The following is an 18696-nucleotide window of genomic DNA, read 5'->3' as shown; positions in this document are numbered from 1 at the left end:
GTCACGCGCGGTCAGGGCAGTCAAGCGCCTCCCTTCAAACAGCCGCTTTGGCGTTTGGTACAAAACTGCGCCCGAATCGTACCAAACGCTGGTTAACGGCCCTACCCGAAAGGTTAATGACTGTGACAGCGTTGTGGCGCACCGCGCCGCACCCCCATCATGTGCCGCGCTGTTGCGGGCGCACGGTGCCTTAACCGCACCGCACGCGGCGTTAACCCCGCTGCCCGCGCCAAGGGGTTAACACCCCGCTCAAAGGTTCGGCCCCGACTGCAGTTTGGTGCCATCGCGGAAACGCATTATCCGAAACCGGCTCAGGTCATGGCCGGTGTCTTTTCCCGCCGCCAGATCCGCCGCGATCCGCCCGAACGCCGGGCCGATGCCGAACCCATGCCCGCACATCCCCGTCACAACGATCAGCCCCGGAATGCTCGGTTCCTCGTCCACCACAGGCACCACATCGGGCAAAACGTCGATCATTCCGGCCCATTCCGCCGTGCTGTCCACTCCGCCAACCTGCGGGTAAATCGCTTCAAAGTCGCCCTTCAAATCCTTGATCTTGCTATGATTTGGAGGAGGGTTGAGAATGCGCATCCGCTCGAACGGGCTTTGCTCGCCATCCGCCCAATGCCGCGCCGTGCCAATGGCATCCGGATAGCCTCTGGGCGCCGGTCCGCGCAGTTTCACATCGAATTCCCCGGACAGCGCAAGCGGCAGATAGCGCCGCAGATGGCGCACCGCATCCGGCCCGACGAACAGCTCTGCAAAGGCCGCCGGTGCCAGCGTATACCCCCCGTCCGCGCGCGGCCGGAACGCCATGCGATAATCCACCGCCGCCGTGTTCACGACCTGCGGCAACGGTGCCGTCGCCATGACCGTGGATTTGACTGAAAGCTGTGGAATATCAACGCCATGCCGCCGGAGGAACAGGCTCGACCACGCCCCGCCCGCCAACACCACGCGGCGCGTGGCCACCACGCCTTCCTCGGTCACGACCCCCGTCACGCGGCCATCCGAACGACGCAACCCCCGCACCGCGCAGCGCTCCCGGATCAGCGCCCCTTCGGACGCAGCCAGCCGGGCCAGCTCCGGCACGGCCACCCACGGCTCGCCCTTCATGTCCGTCGGCGTATGCAGAGCCCCGACCCAAGGCGCCTTTGGCTCTCCCAATAGCGCGGAGGTTTCCTTATCCGTCAATAGCTTGGACGAAACACCAAGCGGGGCCGCCTGCTTCAGCCACCCGGCGAACCCTGCCATCTCCTTGCCGGTCCGCGCCAGGTAGGTCACCCCCACGGTCCGCACGCCCAAGCGCCCCTCGCACGTCCGGTCCAGCGCCTGCCACAGGTCCTGGGCTTCCAGGGCAATCGGGATTTCCGCGAGGTCGCGCCCCTGCACCCGGATCCAGCCCCAGTTGCGGCTCGACTGCTCCGCCGCAACGCGCCCTTTCTCCAGAACCAGCACCGACATCCCCTGCCGAACCGCGTAGAGCGCCGTGCAGATGCCAATCACACCGCCACCAATCACTACAAGATCAACATCTTGCGGCAATGTGCTCATGTGCTCCACAGGCCCGTCATCCTGGATGGGAAAGCTCATGCCAGCCGCTCCAGAAGCCGTTCCATGAAGCGCTGCCCCTCGGTAAACTGCGCGATCGTGATATACTCATCGGGCTGATGTGCCACGTCGATGCTGCCAGGACCACAGACCACGACGTTATAGCCGCCGGCCTGAAAATGGCTCGCCTCTGTCCCGTAACTCACGAAATTCTCTGAATTATCTCCGGTGAGCTGCCGCACCAGCCCCTCCGCCGGGTTGTTCTCGACCGGGGCAAAGGGCGGCAGGCTGAACTTCTCCTCGGTCTCGATCCAGGCCTCTGGCCGGATCGCCTGCATTTCCTCCTCCAACGCTTTGACCTTACTGTGAAAAGCCGCTCGCCAACTGTCCGGATCCTCGCCGGGCACGACCCGAAATCCAAGACCGAATTCACAGTCTTTCGCCGCGATGTTGTGCGCCGTGCCGCCCTGTACCTGACCGACGTGGACATTGGTATAAGGCGGATCAAAAAGCGCCGCGAGTCCAGCCGGTTCCGCCGCCATCTGCGCGGCATTCACATGGTTGGCCCAATCAATCAGCTTGGCACCCCACATGATCGCGCTGACCCCGGTGTGCAACAGCGAGCTGTGAACCTCGAAGCCGTGCACATGCACCCAGAAGGTCACCCCGCCCTTATGCCCCGTCACCGCCTTCATCATCGTCGGCTCCCCGACAATCACATCACTGGCTTTCGGCAATATTTCCATGGCCTTGACCAGAGGCGGCGCGCCGGTACAGCCGATTTCCTCGTCATAGCTCAGCGCGATCTGCAACGGCCGCGCAACGCCCCTGTACCGAGCCTCCACCATTGCCCAGATCGCCAGCGCATCGAACCCCTTCATGTCGGTGCACCCGCGTCCGTACAGCCTGCCATCCCGTTCCGTCACGGTGAAGGGGTCGCTGGACCAGCTCTGCCCCTCGACCGGCACCACATCGGTATGCCCCGACAGCACGACACCGCCCGCCACGTCCGGCCCGACATGGGCGAAAAGCGCTGCCTTATCAGCGGTTTCATTGAGATGCCTGTGGCACTGGATGCCGTGCCCGGCAAGATAGGCCTCGACCCAATCAATCAACGGCAGGTTGCTGTCCCGGCTCACCGTCGGAAATCCGACAAGCCGGTCCATGATCTCGCGGGGCGTCATGCGTTCCATCGGAACTCCTTGCTTCTTCCTGGTGGGCATCTTCCGGGAAGCGCGCGGGCTGGCCCCGCGTTCCCGCAGCGTATCAGTAACCGCTTTCGGTGATCAGCACCATGTGACCGGGGGACACTTCGCGATAATCCGAGCGCGCCGGGACATAGTCGACCGAATGGATCGGAGAGGGAATTGGCTTGAAATTCAAATCCTTCTCGGATTTTCTTCTGGTCGGGTCCGCGATCGGCACCGCCTTCATCAGCGCTTGGGTATAGGGGTGCTGCGGATTTTCGAACACCGCCTGGCGCGGCCCGATCTCGACGATCCGCCCAAGGTACATCACGCCGACCATATGGCTCACCCGCTCGACCACCGCCATGTCGTGGCTGATGAACAGATAGGACAGGCCCATCTCCGCCTGCAATTCCATCATCAGGTTCACAACCTGCGCCTGCACGGACACATCCAGCGCGCTCACCGCCTCATCGGCCACGATCAATTTGGGCCGCAGCGCCAAAGCCCGTGCAATTGCAATGCGTTGACGCTGACCGCCGGACAGCTCGTGCGGGTAACGGCGCATGAAGCTGCGGGGCAGTTCGACCCGGTCGAACAGCTCGGCCACGTGATCCGTGACGGCGCTACCGGTTTCGAGACGGTAGTTGTGGATCGGCTCCGCGACCTGATCGGCAAGCTGCAACTGTGGGTTCAGCGAGGCAAACGGGTCCTGGAAGATCATCTGCATCTGCCGTCGCTCCTCGCGCAGCTGCTTGGGCGAGAGCGCCATGACGTCCACCCCGTCAAGCACCACACTGCCCGCCACCGGCTCGACCAGCCGCAGGATCGAGCGCCCGGCGCTCGACTTGCCACAGCCGGATTCCCCGACAAGGCTCAGCGTCTGCCCCTTGTTGATCCTGAACGAGACATCCTCGACCGCATGCACGTTCGAGATATGCCGCCGGAAGAACCCGCCCCGCACCGGAAACCGGGTGGTAAGTCCCTGAACATCCAGTAGAACATCATCCTGCCCCTTGATTGGCTTGACCTCGAAGGCATCGCTCCCGAGCAGTTTCATCGGCTCCGGCAACGCCTTGCCCGTCATCTCGCCCAGCTTGGGAACCGCCGCCAGCAACGCCTGGGTGTAGGGATGCCGGGGCGCTGCGAAAATCTCCTCGGCGGTCCCCTCCTCCACCTTGTTGCCACGGAACATGACCACCACGCGGTCGGCCATCTGCGCCACCACGGCCATGTCATGGGTGATGAACATCACCGCCGTGCCGGTCTCGCGCTTGAGCCGGTCGATCAACGCCAGGATCTCGGCCTGAATGGTTACATCCAGTGCCGTTGTCGGCTCGTCCGCGATCAGCAGGCGCGGCTCGCAGGCCAGCGCCATGGCAATTACGACGCGTTGCCGCATACCGCCCGACAGCTCGTGCGGAAACTGCTTGAGCCGCCGCTCCGGCTCGGGGATGCGGACCTCGCGCAACAGTTCCAGCGCCCGCGCCTCGGCGTCTGCCCGCGACAGCCCCTTGTGCACGCGCAGGCCTTCGGTCAGCTGACGGCCCACGGTAAACACCGGGTTGAGCGCGGTCATCGGCTCCTGGAAGATCATGCCGATCTCATTGCCACGGATCGTGCGCATGAGCCCGTCACCGGCCTGCGCCAGGTCGATCTCGCCGCCCTCCCGTCGATCGAACAGCAGTCGCCCGCGCGCGATCTCGCCCCCGCCGTATTCCACCAGCCGCATCAAGGACAGCGATGAGACCGATTTGCCGGACCCGGATTCGCCGACGACGCAGACGGTTTCACCGGAGCGAATCTCGAAGGAAACATCCTCGACCCCGACGACTGGCCCGGACTTCGTCTGGAATTCGACGCGAAGATTTTCGATCCGCGCGATAGGCGGTGATGATGTGTCGTCGAGCATGGCCGGTTCCTTTTCGCTTGGCCGACGGTAAGGCTATGTTTTCAGCACTGTCAAACCCCCGGCTGCCTATCGCCAAGGCAATGCTTGCAATTTGCGCAAATCCTGTTTCGATGGAAGGAACGCGGGGTGGTGTAAAGAGAGAGTTGCCGATCGGCTTTTGCCAGTATAAGGCGATTCCAGCAAAGAGTAGAACACGGTATTTCCCCCTGAAATTCAATAAGAAAACCGGTGTCTGGCCGGTACAACAAGGAGAGTGACATGAAACTGAAAACCCTGATGCTCGGGGCCGCCGCGTCGGTCGCGCTTGCCCCGGCCGCCTTTGCGGAGCGCGGCGCGGACGACGAGGTTCGCATCATTTATTGGCAGGCGCCGTCGACGCTGAACCCGTTTCTGTCCGGTGGCCGCAAAGATATCGAAGCGGCATCGCTGATCATTGAACCGCTGGCCCGCTATGACGAGACCGGCGCGCTGACGCCCTGGCTGGTTGAGGACATTCCCACCGTGGACAACGGCGGCGTGAGCGAAGACCTGACGCAGATCACATGGAAGATCACACCGGGTCTGACGTGGTCTGATGGCTCCGCCTTTACCTCGGCCGATGTCCTGTTCACCTATGACTACTGCACCCACCCGGAAGGCGGCTGTGCCCAGGCAACGAAATTCGAGGGCGTGAAGACCGTTGAGGCGCCGGATGATCTGACCGTGCGGATCACCTTCGATTCGCCGACGCCGAACCCCTATCTGCCCTTCGTCGGCGCGGAGAGCCCGATCCTGCAAAAAGCGCAGTTCGAGAGCTGCCTCGGTGGCGCCGCATCGAGCTGCACCGATCAAAACTTCGGTCCGATCGGCACCGGCCCCTACAAGGTCGACAGCTTCAAGACCAATGACGTGGTCACCTACTCGATCAACGACAACTACCGCGACGCGGACAAGCCCTCGTTCAAGGCCGTGACCATCAAGGGCGGCGGCGACGCGGCCTCGGCGGCGCGCTCCGTGCTGGAAACCGGCGAGTTCGATTACGCCTGGAACCAGCAGCTGGCCCCCGATGTGATGGACCGCATGCTCGAACGCGGCCTCGGCACGTTCGTGTCCGACTTCGGCGGTACCGTCGAGCGCGTCATGCTGAACTGGACCGATCCTTCGCCGGATCTGCCCGAAGGCGAACGCTCGACCGCGGCGCACCCGCACCCCTTCCTGCGCGATCCCGCAGTGTACAAGGCGATGTCCATGGCCATCGACCGCACACTGCTGGTGGAAATCGGCTATGGCGCGGCGGGCAAGGTGACCTGCAACTGGGTGCCCGCGCCCGACTGGTTCAACTCCAAGACCTTCGACTGCCTTGAGCAGGACATGGAAGGCGCCAAGGCGCTTCTGGATGAGGCGGGAATCGTCGACACCGACGGCGACGGCGTGCGTGAGAAGGACGGCGTGCCGCTCTCGATCCTGTTCCAGACCTCGACCAACGCCGTGCGTCAGGACTTCCAGGCCCTGATCAAGGAGTGGTGGACAGATCTGGGCTTTGAAGTGGAGCTGCGCAACGTCGACTCCTCGGTGTTCTTCGGCGGCGATGCGGGCTCGCCCGACACGTTCCAGAAGTTCTATGCCGACGTGGAAATGTACGCCAACACCTTCCCCGGCACGGACCCGCAGGCCTATCTCGGCAACGCGCTGTGCGACAAGGCCCCACGTCCCGAGACCCAGTGGCAGGGCGAGAACATCTCGCGCTTCTGCATGGAAGAGTATGATGCACTGCACAAGGAGCTCTCCGGCACGGTCGGCGCCGAGGCGCGCGGCGCCATCGGTGTGAAACTCAACGATATGGTCATCGAGAACGGCATGATGATCCCGCTGGTCCACCGCGGCCGGATCGCGGCGGCCTCCAACACACTTGGCGGCGTGGTGATGAACGCCTGGGACAGCGAGCTGTGGAACATCGCTGACTGGTATCGCGTGGAGTGATCGGCGGCAGGAGCGGGGCAGCAGCCCCGCCCGACTGACCAACGCTCCTGCCGGGCGGGGTAAATGCCCCGCCCCGCTCTCACACCCACAAAAAGAAACGTCTGACCCGAGGCGCCGATGCTCACCTACGCCCTGCGACGGCTGATCCTGTCGATCCCGACGCTTCTATTCATCAGTTTCGTCATTTTCATGCTGCTTCAGCTCGCGCCCGGCGATCCCATGGCGGATGTGCCACTCACCGTCCCGGACGAGGTGAAGCAAAAGATGCGCGAAGCGCTCGGCGTCGGGGAACCGGCGCTGGTGCAATACTGGAAATGGCTGGTCCAGGTGTTCTGGGTCGAGCCGCAGGTCTTTGTCGATTGGGTCTTCGGCACCGATTTCTCCGAAGGCAAGCAGCGCGTCATCTCATGGCAGAACCGCAGCCCGGTTATGGACACCATCGTCGAGCGGATCCCGCAGACTCTGTCCGTGGTCGGCGTGGCCTACATCGTCGCCATCCTCATTGCCATTCCGGTCGGGATCTACTCCGCCTACCGCCAGTATTCGGTCTTTGACCAGGCCGGCACCTTTGTGACCATGATCGGATTCTCGATCCCGCCGTTCTTCACCGGCCCGCTGCTGATCGTGATCTTCTCCGTGCAGCTTGGTTGGCTGCCGTCGATCTATGACACCACCCACGTTGTCACCGACTGGGAGAGCTTCAAGGTTCAGCTCATGCAGATGGTCATGCCCGTGATGGTGCTTGCCCTGCAGATCACAGCACAGCTCAGCCGCTACATGCGCGCCACCATGCTCGACAATCTGCGGCAGGACTACGTGCGCACCGCCCGCGCCAAGGGCCTGTCGGAGGCTGTGGTGGTCATGGTGCACGTGCTGCGCAATTCGATGATCCCGGTCGTCACGGTCATCGCCCTCGGCATTCCGTCGATCTTCGGCGGCGCCATCATTACCGAGAACGTCTTCAAGGTGAACGGCATCGGGCAGCTGCTGCTGACATGGCTGTTTGCCAACGACCTGCCCGGCGTCATGACCCTGACCTTCATCTTTGCCGTGCTGATCGTGATGTTCAACCTGATCGCCGACATTCTCTACGGCGTCCTTGACCCGAGGATCCGCTATGACTGAGCCCGTCCCCGCGTCCCCGACCCCTATAGAAGCGCTCAAGGACAGCGGACCGATGGCCCCGCCCACGTCGCGCAGCCGCGACGTCTGGGATCAGTTCCGCAAGCACAAGGGCGCGATGTTCGGGCTCGGCTTCCTGATCTTCATCACACTGGTGGTGCTGATCGGCCCTTACATCTGGACCGTCGATCCGGGCAAGCTCGATATCCGGTCGAAGGACATGCGCCCGATCTTTACCGCGCTCTGGGACAGTGACGCCAAGGTGGGCTGGAACAAGCCGCTCGGCTCCGATCAGCTTGGCCGCGACAACCTTGCCCAGATGATTGCCGGGGGCCGTGCCTCCATGGCTGTCGGCTGGGCCGCGATGATCCTCAGCCTTGTCATCGGGACGGGGATCGGCGTTCTCGCGGGTTTCTACCGCCGCATCGACGGGCTGCTGATGCGCACAACGGACCTGTTCCTCGCCCTGCCGATCCTGCCGCTTCTTCTGCTGGCGGTGACCCTGTTCAGACAACCTTTGCGCAGCTTTGCCGGGCCAGAAGGCGGCATGTTCATCCTGATCGTGACGATCATCGCCATCACCTCCTGGATGCCCACGGCGCGCATCGTGCGTGGCGACGTGCTGGCCATCAAGGAGCGTGAGTTCGTGCTCGCCGCCCGCTCCATCGGCACCTCCAACGGCAAGATCATCCGCCGCCATCTGCTCCCGAATGTGCTCTCGCCGATCATGGTTTCCGCCGCGCTTGGCCTCGCCACGGCCATCATCACCGAAAGCGCGCTGAGCTTTCTCGGCGTCGGCTTTCCTTCTGATTTCCCGACATGGGGCAAGATGCTGGCCGATGCGGTGGTCCGCATGGAGCAATATCCGGAGCGTGTCCTGCTGCCGGGGTTCGCCATCTCGCTCACCGTTCTGTCGGTCAATTACATCGGTGACGGGCTACGCGACGCGCTCGATCCGCGTATTCGCGGGCGCTGAGCCAAAAAAGAACGCGAGGAACGCCCAGACATGGGGGCGGTGGAACAGCCACCGCCCTCTTTTCGCGCTTCAGAACAATGTTCGCTAAAAGCGGATGCAACCGGAACAGTAGACCGCAAACAGAAGAGCGCCGCATAGAACAAAGGGTTGCATAGGCCCCACTCTCTCCTTCATGGGAACACTGTTCCATTTTCGGAGGCAGATCCATGTTCGAATCCCTCGGCTTCGAGGCCCTCACGGCCCCACAGGTTGCCGTTTTCTTCGCGCTCGCGCTTGGCGCGGCCTATGGCATCTTTGCCGAACAAACCAAGTTCTGCTTCCGCCGCGCACTGATCGGCGACGACCGCCGCGCCGCCATGGGCGTCTGGCTGACCGCGCTCGCGGCGGCCATCCTCGGGACGCAGGCCGCAGTCTGGCAAGGCTGGATCAGCTTCGACGATCACCGCTTCATGAACGCGGACCTGCCGTGGCTTGCCATCGTCATCGGCGGCCTTCTGTTCGGTGCAGGCATGGTGCTGACACGCGGCTGCGCGTCGCGCCTCACCGTGCTGACCGGGACCGGCAATCTGCGCGCGCTGACCGTTCTGGCGGTGTTTGCCATCGCCGCCCATGCCACGCTCAAAGGCACGCTCGCGCCGATCCGCACCACGCTCAGTGCGCAGACCCTCGCCCTCGAAAGCGCCGCGCTGCCCGGCAACCCGCTGATCTGGACTGCGCTGCTGGCGCTGGCCGCCCTGGTCTTTGCACTGCGCTCGGGCGCACGATCCGGCATGCTGATCCTCGCCGCGCTGCTCGGCCTGCTGGTCCCGCTCGGCTGGGTCGGCACCGGCTTCATCCTCTATGACGACTTCGACCCGATTGCGCTCGAAAGCCTCAGCTTTACCTCGCCCTGGAGCGAAACCCTGTTCTGGTCCATTGCCTCCACCTCCATTCCGGCAGGCTTTGGTGTCGGCCTGATCGGCGGTGTGCTTGGCGGCGCCCTGTTCTCGTCGCTGGCCGCGCGCCGCTTTGCGTGGCAGAGCTTCAGCAGCCCGCGCGAAACCGGCCGATACCTCACCGGCGCGGTGCTCATGGGCATTGGCGGCGTTCTGGCGGGCGGGTGCACCGTGGGCGCGGGCCTTGCCGGCGTCCCGACGCTCTCGATTGCGGCTGTCGCGGCGCTGGCCTCGATTGCGGTCGGAACCTTGGCGACCAACGCGGTTCTGAGCAGCCAGACGGCAGGTGCCTCCGGCGCCGTCCCCGCCGAATAAGCGGCCCCGTCTTTGGTCTGAAAATACCTCGGGAGGGGTTTGGGGAGGGCAGCGCCCTCCCCGGGGCCTGCGTGGCCCGAACGCAATAAGAAACAGCGCGCCGGAGGCGCTCCGCGAGGTCTGGCGCGCTAGAGCTGTTTGCCGCTCGGATCCATGGACTTGCGAATGCGCCGGATCATCAGCGCGACAACAGCCACAACCGGCAGCACCACGAGCGCCGTCAGCGATCCCTTCGTCAGCCCAAGCGGCGTTGCAAGCGGGTAGAGCAGATAGCTGACCAGCGACACCGCGTAATAGCTGATCGCCACCACGGACAGGCCCTCGACCGTCTTTTGCAGATGCAGCTGCGCCTCCGCCCTTTGATCCATGCTCTCCAGGAGCTGCTGGTTCTGGGCCGAGCGCTGCACCTCCACGCGTGTACGCAGCAAATCCCCGGCGCGCATCGCCCGATCCGCCATGGAACCAAGCCGCGCCTCGCTGCTCTTGACCGTGCGCATCGCCGGAAGGTAGCGCCGGGTCATGAATTCGGCGAAGGTCTGCCGCCCCTGAAACCGGCTTTCGCGCAGCACCTCGATGCGCTTGTGCACCAGCGCCTCATAGGCAAAGGTCGCGCCCAGCCGGAAAGAGCTTCGCGCCGAAAGGGCTTCAAGTTCCGCCGAAACCGAGAGCAGCGCTTTCAGCGTCTCTTCCTCGGGGGCGGTGCTGCCGGTCATTGCCGCCATCAGTTGCGACAGATCCGTGTCGATCTCGCCCATGCGTGGGCCAATCTCGCGCACCCGGGAAAAGCCGAGCATCGACATGGTCTTGTAGGTCTCGATCTCGCAGAGACGCTGAACGATTCGTCCGACCCGCCGCTGCCCCACATCCTCGGCGGTAAACACGGCAAAGCGCTGATGCCCTGCAGGATCAATACGAAAATCCCCCGCGACCACCGCGTCGTCATCGAGCACACGGCTGATCGCCACGCTTTCGGGCACCATCCAGTCGTCGACCTTCTCGGCGATATCCGCATCATCAGGGCGCGGCGCGATCCGGATCATCGCAGAGGTCACCCGCACCCCAGGTGCCTGCTCCAGCCACTCCTCCGGAAAGACATCGAAATCCGCCGGATCATAGGGGCGCTGACCCAGCCCCTTGAGAAAGACCGTGTAAGTGACAAACTCCGTGTGCTGCTCCCACTTGAGCATGTTCTGCCCGATCCGCGCGGAAAAATGCGTGGCACCGGGCGATGGGTGCGCGGTTCCGAAGCGGTCCAGAAGGTCGACCAGATGCGCCAGATCCTGCGCCTTGTCACGGCCGGCAGCATGGCTGGGCTGCTTGATCGCGAGATAGACCGCGCGGCATGGCACCGTCAGCGACGGAAACGGGCGCGCGTGCAACTCATTGGCCAGCGCATAGCGCAGCGGATGGTCCTGAATGGGCGCCATGGAGCGGATTCCTTGTCAACTTTCTGCAAATTACGCGCGGGTCGCCCCAAGGGAAAGAGGAAAATTCAATATTTTCAAAGCGTTACAGGAATACCTTTGTATACCGCCCAAGGCGCGGGAGATTTTTTGGCGTTTTCAAAGCCTTATCCTTCCGTTGCGGCACCGGGGCGATGGTAGGTCGTGCGCATTGTGTAATCCTTGCGCGGCCCTTTCACCCGCCAAAGGCTCGACCAGCGCGGCCAGTCGGAGAAATCATAGGTCACGTCGTATTGGTCGGGATCGCACCAATGCGCGGCTGCCGGGCTGCCCTGCCGCAGATCCACGTCGTGAAAGGCGCGCCCGTCTTCAAAAAACACCGCCGCGCCCGCCGGTGTCTCACGCCAGAGGTAACGGCGGCTGCCCTTCATCGGCGGCGTCGTGGCAAAGGCGATCTGCCCTTCCTCATCGTAGCGCAGCGCGCCATCCTGCCGGATAAAGCGCGCGGTTCCCTGCCCCGCGCCGGCCCCGAGCCCCGTGGCATCGTCGATTTCGCGGGCGTAGGTCCACGCGCCTTCGAAATCCCAGATCGTCAACGCCCGTGACATCGCTGCCGGCCCCTTTCTCTTGTTCGCTCGGTGCGCACAGTCTAGAAGGCCCGCAATCCCGAACTCAACGCGAAAGTCTGCCCATGATCCCCCGCTATTCCCGTCCTGACATGGTTGCCATCTGGTCGCCGGAAACCAAGTTCCGCATCTGGTACGAGATCGAGGCCCACGCCTGCGACGCGATGGCGAAGCTCGGCGTGATCCCGCAGGAAAACGCGGATGCGGTCTGGAAGGCCAAGGACGTGGAATTCGACGTCGCCCGCATCGACGAAATCGAAGCGGTGACCAAGCATGACGTGATCGCCTTCCTCACCCACCTCGCGGAACACGTGGGCAGCGAAGAGGCGCGCTTCGTGCATCAGGGCATGACCTCCTCGGACGTGCTCGACACCTGCTTCAACGTGCAGCTGGTGCGCGCCTCCGACATTCTGATCGAGGATCTAGAAGGGCTGCTGGCGGCGTTGAAAAAGCGCGCCTACGAGCACAAGGACACGGTGCGCATCGGCCGCTCGCACGGCATCCACGCCGAACCCACGACCATGGGGCTGACCTTCGCGCGCTTTTACGCCGAAATGGATCGCAACCTCAGCCGGATGCGCGATGCGCGGGCAGAGATTGCCACGGGCGCCATCTCCGGTGCGGTGGGCACATTTGCCAATATCGACCCGGCTGTGGAAGATCATGTCTGCGAACAGCTCGGCCTCGTGCCGGAGCCGATCTCGACCCAGGTCATCCCGCGCGACCGCCACGCGGCGTTCTTTGCAACGCTGGGCGTGATCGCAAGCAGCATCGAGAACATCGCCATCGAAATCCGCCACATGCAACGCACCGAAGTGCTGGAAGCGGCGGAATTCTTTTCCATGGGGCAAAAGGGCTCCTCGGCGATGCCGCACAAGAAGAACCCGGTGCTGACCGAAAACCTGACCGGCCTTGCCCGCCTGGTGCGCATGGCGGTGATCCCGGCGATGGAAAACGTGGCGCTGTGGCACGAGCGGGACATTTCGCATTCGTCGGTGGAGCGGAACATCGGGCCGGACACCACGATCACGCTGGACTTCGCGCTGGCGCGCCTGACATCCGTGATCGACAAGCTGCTGGTCTACCCCCAGAACATGCTCGACAACATGAACAAGTTCCCCGGGTTGGTCATGTCGCAGCGCGTGCTGCTGGCGCTGACGCAGGCCGGTGTATCGCGGGAAGATGCCTATCGCCTCGTGCAGCGCAACGCGATGAAGGTCTGGGATCACCGCACCGACTTCCGCGAAGAACTGCTCGCGGACGAGGAAGTGCGCGCCGCGCTGTCGGAGGAAGAGATCAACGAGAAGTTCGACCTTGGCTATCACACCAAACATGTCGACACGATCTTTGCCCGGGTGTTCCACGAGGACTGAGAGATTTCGCCCCGGCCCAGCCGGGGCGATCCGCGCGCCTTCGGCGCGTGAGGGGCTTTGCCCCCGCCCCTGCGGGGCTCCCCCAGGATAGTATCGGACCAATGAAGACGAAGGCCGGGGCTGCATGCTCCGGCCTTTGGCTTTTTGGGGGCTATTTAGCGAGGGCGGCTTCGAGGGCGGGCAGAAATCGTTGTTCGTAGTCCGATCCGACAAGCGGGCCGACGAATTTGAACAGCACTGTGCCGTCGCCATCCAGGATGAAGGTTTCGGGCGGGCCGGTAACGCCCCAGTCGATGGCCGTGCGTCCGGCGGGATCGAAAGCAACCGCCAAGAAGGGATTGCCGTCGTCGGCGAGGTACTTCAGAGCCTGCTTTTCCTGATCCTTGAAGTTCACGCCGACAATGCGCAGGCCGTCTTCCTGCATTTGCAGCAGCCGCGGATGTTCGGCCCGGCATGGCGGGCACCAGCTGGCCCAGAAATTGACGAGGGTAATCTCGCCAGCAGCCAGCATTTCCGGTGTGATCGGATCAAACCCCGTCAAGGCCGCCGATGTCATCGCCGGGTGCGGCTTGCCGGTGAATTTCGACTCCAGCTCATTTGCGCCCTCGCGCCACAGGCCGAAAAAGAACATGGCCCCCAGCGCCAGAAAGATCAGTGGGGGCAACAGCATCAGAGGCGAAATGCCTTTCTTAGCGCTCACGTTTCTGCCTTTCCTCGATTTCAAAGAGCGCCGCCCTCACCCGCCGCGCGCGCAGGATGCTGACCGCGACCAGCACGACGATCAGCACGATCGACACCGCGTAGGAGGACAGGACCGCCCCGGCGTATTTCCCAAGATCCGGCATCATGTCGCGTGCTCCCGTGCGAGAAGCGCGCGCGCCCGGCGCGCCCGGATTTCTGTCTGGGTGCGCAGAAAGACCAGCGCGATGAACAGCAGCACAAACCCACCGATGCAGACCAGAAGCGGGAAATAGAAGACGTCGGCGACGTTCTCTTCCTTGTCGAGCGAGAGCGACGCGCCCTGGTGCAGCCCCTGATTCCAGAAGTTGACCGCATAGCGCGAGAGCAGCGCAAAGACCGAGCCCACGAGGCACAGGATCGACGTCAGGTCGGCGGCGGTGTCGTCATCCTCGATGGCTGACCAGAGCGCCATATACCCAAGGTAGAACAGGAACAGGATCAGGAAGGAGGTCAGGCGCGGATCCCACGCCCACCACGTGCCCCACATCGGCTGTCCCCAGATGGCGCCGGTGGCCAGAGCGATCACTGTCATCGTCGCGCCAATGGGCGCGGCGGCGCGGGCGGCCAGCGCGCTGACATGGTGGCGGCGCACGATCCAGATCAGCGAGGCAACCAGCATCATCATCCATGTGTTGATCGCCATCAGCGCGGACGGCACGTGCAGATAGATGATCTTGACCGTGCTGCCCTGCCGATAATCCTCCGGCGTGAAAAAGAAACCCCAGATCAGACCGACCACGAGGCAGACCACGGCACCGGCGCTGAGCCAGGGCAGCAGACGGTCTGTGGTCCGGATGAACTTGACCGGATTGGCATATTCCCAGATCGACATGGCGCTCCCGATATCTGTCTTTGCGCAGCTTTACACATCAAATATGCGTGGGGCGCAATACGTCCGCTCACAGGAGGCCGCCGATGCCATCGCTCAAGGCGCGATCCGCCAATGCCCTGCGCCATCCCGTATTCCGCGCCTGTGCGCACAAAGCCGCCCGCCGGGACTGCAAAAGGCAGTGACGCGTCTACAGGTGTAAGCACAGCAACCGGCCGTGCCCCGATGGCGGGCGCGGTTTGACGTAGCGCGCGTGTGCCACCGCCGCCGACAATGCGTGTCTTACCGAAGGTTGATCTTCAGCACACTGGCCGAAGCGAACGGCAGCAGAGCCATCGAGCCGAAACTGATCCCCGCCAGCATAAGAAGCGGCGTCTGGACCGCCAGCCCTTCGGCCCCGCGCCGCGCCACTTCCGCGCCGAAAATCAGCGTCGGCACGTAGAGCGGCAGCACGAGAAGCGACATCAACAGCCCGCCGCGTTTCAGACCCACGGTCAGCGCCGCGCCAAAGGTGCCGATCACGCTGAGCGCCGGGGTGCCAAGCGCAAGGCTGACCACGACCCAGAGATACCCGGCAGGCGGCAGGCTCAGCAGAACGCCAAGCATGGGCGCGGCGAGCACAAGCGGCAGCCCCGTGGTGATCCAGTGGGCCAGCGCCTTGACGCTGACGATGCCCTCCATGGGCAACGGCGCCGTGGCCAGCAGATCGAGCGAGCCGTCCTCCCAGTCGAGCGCAAAGATGCGGTCGAGCGACAACAGGCAGGCCAACAAGGCCCCAATCCAGAGCACACCGGGCGCGATGGTCCGGAGCAGGCCGGTCTCCGGCCCGACACCGAACGGCACGAGCACCGTCACGATCAGGAAAAAGGCAAGGCCAAGCCCAAAGCCGCCCCCGGCGCGCACGGACAGGCGTAGATCGCGTATCAGCAGGGCGATCAAAGGAAGGCCTCGTCGGCGGTGGAGAGGCGCGGCTGCGCCTTGTAAGCGGTCACGTCGAAGACCTCTGCCTCGGCGAGGCCAAGGTCGATATGAGTGGCCATCAGAGCGCTGCCGCCCGAGGCCAGATGCCCGCGCACGGCCTCGGCAAAAAGCTGGACCGAGGCGAGATCGAGCGAGACCGTCGGCTCGTCCAGTACCCAGACCGGACGCCCGGTGACCATGAGACGCGCCAGCCCCAGCCGCCGCTTCTGCCCGGCGCTGAGCGTGCCCGCGAGGCGGGTTTTGAGCGCGTCGAGGTTGAAGCCGGTCAGGGCGGCCGAAATATCATCGCTGCCAAAGGCCTGCGCCCAGAACGTCAGGTTCTCGGCGACGCTCAGCATGGATTTCAGGCCATCCGCATGAGCGGCATAGGCGATGCGCTCTCCGGCTCCGGCAATCTCCCCGGCGAAGGCCGGTTGCAGCCCCGCCACCGTGCGCAGAAGCGTCGTCTTGCCAGAGCCGTTCGGCCCGCGCAGCACAAGGGCTCGTCCCGGCGCGAGCGCGAAACTCAGCCCTTCCAGGACCGGCACGCCCCCCCGGGCCACCGCAAGATCGGTCGCAGTCAAATCCATGCCCGAGGCTTACCGCAGCGCGCGCCGCTGCAAAAGCGGCAAAACAGCGCTGTGTCCTTGCCGGCGCCTGACGCGGCGCGGCTTGCGGGATGGCGGGCGGGGCGATGTCCGGCACCGCCGGACGAGCGGCGCTCCCATCCTCAGACCGGCAACACCGCGAGCGCCACGCGTCGCCCTTCGCTGAGCAGCACGTTATAGGTCCGGCAGGCAGCGGGCGAGTTCATCACTTCAACGCCCAGTCCGGCCTCCTCCAGGCGCGCCCGCAGCGCCGAAGGCAGGTGAAAGATCTCTGCCCCCGTGCCCACAAAGAGCACATCGACATGGCCAACAAGGTCAAGCAGCGCCGCTTCGTCGCTCAGCCCGCCCCAGGGATTCGCCCCGGCGCCATACATCAGCATCGGCCCGGTGTGCACCGAACCGCCAACCCGGAAAAAGCCCGGCCCATAGCCGTCGACCGGCACAGCATCGGTAAAGGTGATTTCATTGATACGCATAGGATGTTTCTACCCCCAGAGTGGCAGCCCCGACAAGGCCGAGAGCGCGATCAACCCATAGGCCAACCCGCGATAGGCTTTCTCAAGCGATGGCCGGAACAGTGCTCCCCCCAGCCAGTTGCCCGCCATGCACGGCACCGCAAGACACAGGCCCAGCACCACCGCGCCGCTCTCCCAGCGTCCGAACAGCCCCATGCCGAAGATGATCAATCCGTCGAAACAGAACAGGTAAAACAACGTTGTCGCCCGGATAACCGATGCCGCCAGCGGCCGCGCCATGTAGAACAGGATCACCGCCGGCCCCGGCAGCCCGGCCACCCCGCCAAGGAACCCCGCCGCGCCGCCGATGCCGATCACCATCCGCCGTGTCACTGCACCGCGATAGCGCAGCCCGCCGAGCAGCACGAGCAGCATCCCGAGTGCCAGCGCGCTCACGGCATAGCGAAAGACCCCTGCATCCACCACGCTCAACACCCCGAGCCCGACCGGCAGCATGACCGCCGTCCCGATCAACAGGCGCGCAAGGTCGCCCTTTTCGACCTGCGGCCATGCCCGGCGCAGGTTCGGAACCGGGCCGATCAGGTCCATGAAAGTCAGAGCGAGTATCGATTGAAACGGCGTCAGGAACTGAGCCGCCACCGGCAGAAAAACAAGGGCTGTTCCAAAGCCTGCAAAGCCCCGGACCAGCCCCCCAAGGAATGCCGCCAAGGCAATCCAGCCAAGGCCCTGCGTGTGCAGGACCCCGGCGATGAGATCAGGCATCGATGTTGCCGAACTGGTTGCCGGAGGTGTCCGACGGCTTGCTCCAGTCGCGTTTGACCCCGGTGCGCAGCAACATCGCCGAGGCCACGAAGATCGACGAATAGGTGCCGACGATCACGCCCCATGTCATGGCGAAGACGAAGCCCCGGATCACGTCCCCACCCAGCACCAGCAGCGCGATCAGCGCGATCAGCGTGGTGAAGGAGGTCATGAAGGTCCGGCTCAGCGTCTCGTTGATCGACACGTTCAGGACCTCCTTGAGATCCTTGGACTTGTACTTGATCAGGTTTTCCCGAACTCGGTCAAAGACCACCACCGTATCGTTCAGCGAATAGCCCACGATGGTCAGCAGCGCCGCGATGATCGCAAGGTCGAACTTGATCTGCAGTTCGGAGAAGATGCCGATGGTCAGGATCACGTCGTGGATCAGCGCGATCACCGCACCCACCGCGAATTGCCACTCGAACCGCAGCCAGATGTAGACCAGCACCGCCGCGATGGCGAGCGTGACGGCGATGGCTGCCGTCTTGATCAACTCACCCGAGACCTTCGGTCCGACGCTCTCGACCGAGACGAACTTGATATCCGGTGATATCTGCTGCAGCGCGGCCTCCGCCGAAGCGATCACCTCGGAGGACACGGCCTCTTCGCCGTCCTGAGCGCCGATGCGTACCATGGCGACGTTCTGATCCGGGCCGAAGGTCGGATCAAACACCTCGGAAATCGTGGTGTCACCCAGCCCCAGCGTCGACAGCGCGTCGCGATACGCGCCCACATCAATCGGCTGCGCGCTTTCGGTGCGGATGGTCGTGCCGCCCCGGAAGTCGATGCCATAGTTAAGCCCACGCAGCATGAAGCTGCCAAAGGCGAGAACCATCATGAACAGCGAAATACCCAGCCAGAGCTTCGAGCGGGAAAAGAAGTCCCAATTGGTGGATTCGGGAACCAGTCTCAGTCTCAT

18 protein-coding genes are annotated in these 18696 nt (G+C 63.8%); 5 read left to right on the top strand and 13 right to left on the bottom strand.

Annotated elements, in window-relative coordinates; translation table 11 throughout:
* Positions 1 to 249 precede the first annotated feature (249 nt).
* From ACN2XU_RS08225 to ACN2XU_RS08215, 3 genes are all read right to left on the bottom strand, one after another.
* Positions 250 to 1593: an NAD(P)/FAD-dependent oxidoreductase gene (locus ACN2XU_RS08225; protein ID WP_419409938.1), complete on the bottom strand. Its 1344-nt coding sequence runs from the start codon at positions 1591 to 1593 to the stop codon at positions 250 to 252.
* Positions 1590 to 2744: an acetylornithine deacetylase gene (gene argE, locus ACN2XU_RS08220; protein ID WP_419409937.1), complete on the bottom strand. Its 1155-nt coding sequence runs from the start codon at positions 2742 to 2744 to the stop codon at positions 1590 to 1592. Before argE ends, ACN2XU_RS08225 begins: the two co-directional genes overlap by 4 nt.
* A gap of 73 nt (positions 2745 to 2817) precedes the next feature.
* Positions 2818 to 4650 (bottom strand): ABC transporter ATP-binding protein, encoded by a 1833-nt coding sequence (locus tag ACN2XU_RS08215; RefSeq protein WP_419409936.1) that lies wholly within the window; start codon positions 4648 to 4650, stop codon positions 2818 to 2820.
* A 258-nt stretch (positions 4651 to 4908) separates the two neighbouring features.
* On the opposite strand from ACN2XU_RS08215, the gene ACN2XU_RS08210 reads away from it, so the two are divergent.
* The 4 genes from ACN2XU_RS08210 (at position 4909) to ACN2XU_RS08195 (ending at position 9957) form a co-directional block, all read left to right on the top strand.
* Positions 4909 to 6609 carry a peptide ABC transporter substrate-binding protein gene (locus ACN2XU_RS08210; RefSeq protein WP_419409935.1) on the top strand — a complete coding sequence of 567 codons (1701 nt, stop codon included), beginning with the start codon at positions 4909 to 4911 and terminating at the stop codon, positions 6607 to 6609.
* A 117-nt stretch (positions 6610 to 6726) separates the two neighbouring features.
* Complete coding sequence (locus ACN2XU_RS08205) at positions 6727 to 7734, top strand: ABC transporter permease (protein ID WP_419409934.1); 1008 nt, start codon at positions 6727 to 6729, stop codon at positions 7732 to 7734.
* Positions 7727 to 8707 (top strand): ABC transporter permease, encoded by a 981-nt coding sequence (locus ACN2XU_RS08200; RefSeq protein WP_419409933.1) that lies wholly within the window; start codon positions 7727 to 7729, stop codon positions 8705 to 8707. The genes ACN2XU_RS08205 and ACN2XU_RS08200 overlap by 8 nt, the downstream gene beginning before the upstream one ends.
* 206 nt (positions 8708 to 8913) lie before the next feature.
* Complete coding sequence (locus tag ACN2XU_RS08195; protein WP_419409932.1) at positions 8914 to 9957, top strand: YeeE/YedE family protein; 1044 nt, start codon at positions 8914 to 8916, stop codon at positions 9955 to 9957.
* 128 nt (positions 9958 to 10085) lie between these two features.
* Here the strand turns inward: ACN2XU_RS08195 and ACN2XU_RS08190 are convergent, their stop codons facing one another.
* Together ACN2XU_RS08190 and ACN2XU_RS08185 are read right to left on the bottom strand one after the other, a co-directional pair.
* Positions 10086 to 11384: a DUF3422 family protein gene (locus tag ACN2XU_RS08190; RefSeq protein ID WP_419409931.1), complete on the bottom strand. Its 1299-nt coding sequence runs from the start codon at positions 11382 to 11384 to the stop codon at positions 10086 to 10088.
* A 143-nt stretch (positions 11385 to 11527) separates the two neighbouring features.
* Entirely contained in the window at positions 11528 to 11968 is a 441-nt protein-coding gene (locus tag ACN2XU_RS08185; protein WP_419409930.1) for a DUF6314 family protein, read from the bottom strand.
* Between the two features lie 83 nt (positions 11969 to 12051).
* Between ACN2XU_RS08185 and purB the strand changes: the two genes are divergently transcribed.
* Complete coding sequence (gene purB / locus ACN2XU_RS08180; RefSeq protein ID WP_419409929.1) at positions 12052 to 13359, top strand: adenylosuccinate lyase; 1308 nt, start codon at positions 12052 to 12054, stop codon at positions 13357 to 13359.
* A gap of 151 nt (positions 13360 to 13510) precedes the next feature.
* On the opposite strand, the gene ACN2XU_RS08175 is transcribed toward purB, so the two are convergent.
* The 8 genes from ACN2XU_RS08175 to secF form a co-directional block, all read right to left on the bottom strand.
* Positions 13511 to 14029, bottom strand: coding sequence for a DsbE family thiol:disulfide interchange protein (locus ACN2XU_RS08175; protein WP_419409997.1), 519 nt, complete (start codon positions 14027 to 14029; stop codon positions 13511 to 13513).
* Between the two features lie 19 nt (positions 14030 to 14048).
* Positions 14049 to 14207 (bottom strand): heme exporter protein CcmD, encoded by a 159-nt coding sequence (gene ccmD / locus ACN2XU_RS08170; protein ID WP_419409928.1) that lies wholly within the window; start codon positions 14205 to 14207, stop codon positions 14049 to 14051.
* Positions 14204 to 14932 (bottom strand): heme ABC transporter permease, encoded by a 729-nt coding sequence (locus ACN2XU_RS08165; RefSeq protein ID WP_419409927.1) that lies wholly within the window; start codon positions 14930 to 14932, stop codon positions 14204 to 14206. The genes ccmD and ACN2XU_RS08165 overlap by 4 nt, the downstream gene beginning before the upstream one ends.
* Positions 14933 to 15211: 279 nt before the next feature.
* Positions 15212 to 15868: a heme exporter protein CcmB gene (ccmB, locus tag ACN2XU_RS08160; RefSeq protein WP_419409926.1), complete on the bottom strand. Its 657-nt coding sequence runs from the start codon at positions 15866 to 15868 to the stop codon at positions 15212 to 15214.
* The gene (gene ccmA, locus ACN2XU_RS08155; RefSeq protein ID WP_419409925.1) at positions 15865 to 16479 is read right to left on the bottom strand and encodes a heme ABC exporter ATP-binding protein CcmA; all 615 of its coding nucleotides are present in this window, start codon (positions 16477 to 16479) and stop codon (positions 15865 to 15867) included. The genes ccmB and ccmA overlap by 4 nt, the downstream gene beginning before the upstream one ends.
* Positions 16480 to 16619: 140 nt before the next feature.
* Entirely contained in the window at positions 16620 to 16973 is a 354-nt protein-coding gene (locus ACN2XU_RS08150) for an Mth938-like domain-containing protein (protein ID WP_419409924.1), read from the bottom strand.
* 9 nt (positions 16974 to 16982) lie between these two features.
* Complete coding sequence (locus ACN2XU_RS08145; RefSeq protein ID WP_419409923.1) at positions 16983 to 17735, bottom strand: TSUP family transporter; 753 nt, start codon at positions 17733 to 17735, stop codon at positions 16983 to 16985.
* Positions 17728 to 18696, bottom strand: a complete 969-nt coding sequence (gene secF, locus ACN2XU_RS08140; RefSeq protein WP_419409922.1) for a protein translocase subunit SecF — start codon at positions 18694 to 18696, stop codon at positions 17728 to 17730. The genes ACN2XU_RS08145 and secF overlap by 8 nt, the downstream gene beginning before the upstream one ends.

Origin of the sequence: Pacificoceanicola niger, assembly GCF_048553275.1 — a bacterium.
GTDB lineage: Bacteria > Pseudomonadota > Alphaproteobacteria > Rhodobacterales > Rhodobacteraceae > Pacificoceanicola.
Note: the sequence above shows the minus strand (reverse complement) of the source record. Positions and strands in the feature narration are given on the sequence as shown.

Bases quoted from the DNA above. Each gene is read 5' to 3' on its own strand.
- ACN2XU_RS08225 (WP_419409938.1), bottom strand. From the start codon at position 1,593: ATGAGCTTTCCCATCCAGGATGACGGGCCTGTGGAGCACATGAGCACA.
- argE (WP_419409937.1), bottom strand. From the start codon at position 2,744: ATGGAACGCATGACGCCCCGCGAGATCATGGACCGGCTTGTCGGATTT.
- ACN2XU_RS08215 (WP_419409936.1), bottom strand. From the start codon at position 4,650: ATGCTCGACGACACATCATCACCGCCTATCGCGCGGATCGAAAATCTT.
- ACN2XU_RS08210 (WP_419409935.1), top strand. From the start codon at position 4,909: ATGAAACTGAAAACCCTGATGCTCGGGGCCGCCGCGTCGGTCGCGCTT.
- ACN2XU_RS08205 (WP_419409934.1), top strand. From the start codon at position 6,727: ATGCTCACCTACGCCCTGCGACGGCTGATCCTGTCGATCCCGACGCTT.
- ACN2XU_RS08200 (WP_419409933.1), top strand. From the start codon at position 7,727: ATGACTGAGCCCGTCCCCGCGTCCCCGACCCCTATAGAAGCGCTCAAG.
- ACN2XU_RS08195 (WP_419409932.1), top strand. From the start codon at position 8,914: ATGTTCGAATCCCTCGGCTTCGAGGCCCTCACGGCCCCACAGGTTGCC.
- ACN2XU_RS08190 (WP_419409931.1), bottom strand. From the start codon at position 11,384: ATGGCGCCCATTCAGGACCATCCGCTGCGCTATGCGCTGGCCAATGAG.
- ACN2XU_RS08185 (WP_419409930.1), bottom strand. From the start codon at position 11,968: ATGTCACGGGCGTTGACGATCTGGGATTTCGAAGGCGCGTGGACCTAC.
- purB (WP_419409929.1), top strand. From the start codon at position 12,052: ATGATCCCCCGCTATTCCCGTCCTGACATGGTTGCCATCTGGTCGCCG.
- ACN2XU_RS08175 (WP_419409997.1), bottom strand. From the start codon at position 14,029: ATGCTGTTGCCCCCACTGATCTTTCTGGCGCTGGGGGCCATGTTCTTT.
- ccmD (WP_419409928.1), bottom strand. From the start codon at position 14,207: ATGATGCCGGATCTTGGGAAATACGCCGGGGCGGTCCTGTCCTCCTAC.
- ACN2XU_RS08165 (WP_419409927.1), bottom strand. From the start codon at position 14,932: ATGTCGATCTGGGAATATGCCAATCCGGTCAAGTTCATCCGGACCACA.
- ccmA (WP_419409925.1), bottom strand. From the start codon at position 16,479: ATGGATTTGACTGCGACCGATCTTGCGGTGGCCCGGGGGGGCGTGCCG.
- ACN2XU_RS08150 (WP_419409924.1), bottom strand. From the start codon at position 16,973: ATGCGTATCAATGAAATCACCTTTACCGATGCTGTGCCGGTCGACGGC.
- ACN2XU_RS08145 (WP_419409923.1), bottom strand. From the start codon at position 17,735: ATGCCTGATCTCATCGCCGGGGTCCTGCACACGCAGGGCCTTGGCTGG.
- secF (WP_419409922.1), bottom strand. From the start codon at position 18,696: ATGAGACTGAGACTGGTTCCCGAATCCACCAATTGGGACTTCTTTTCC.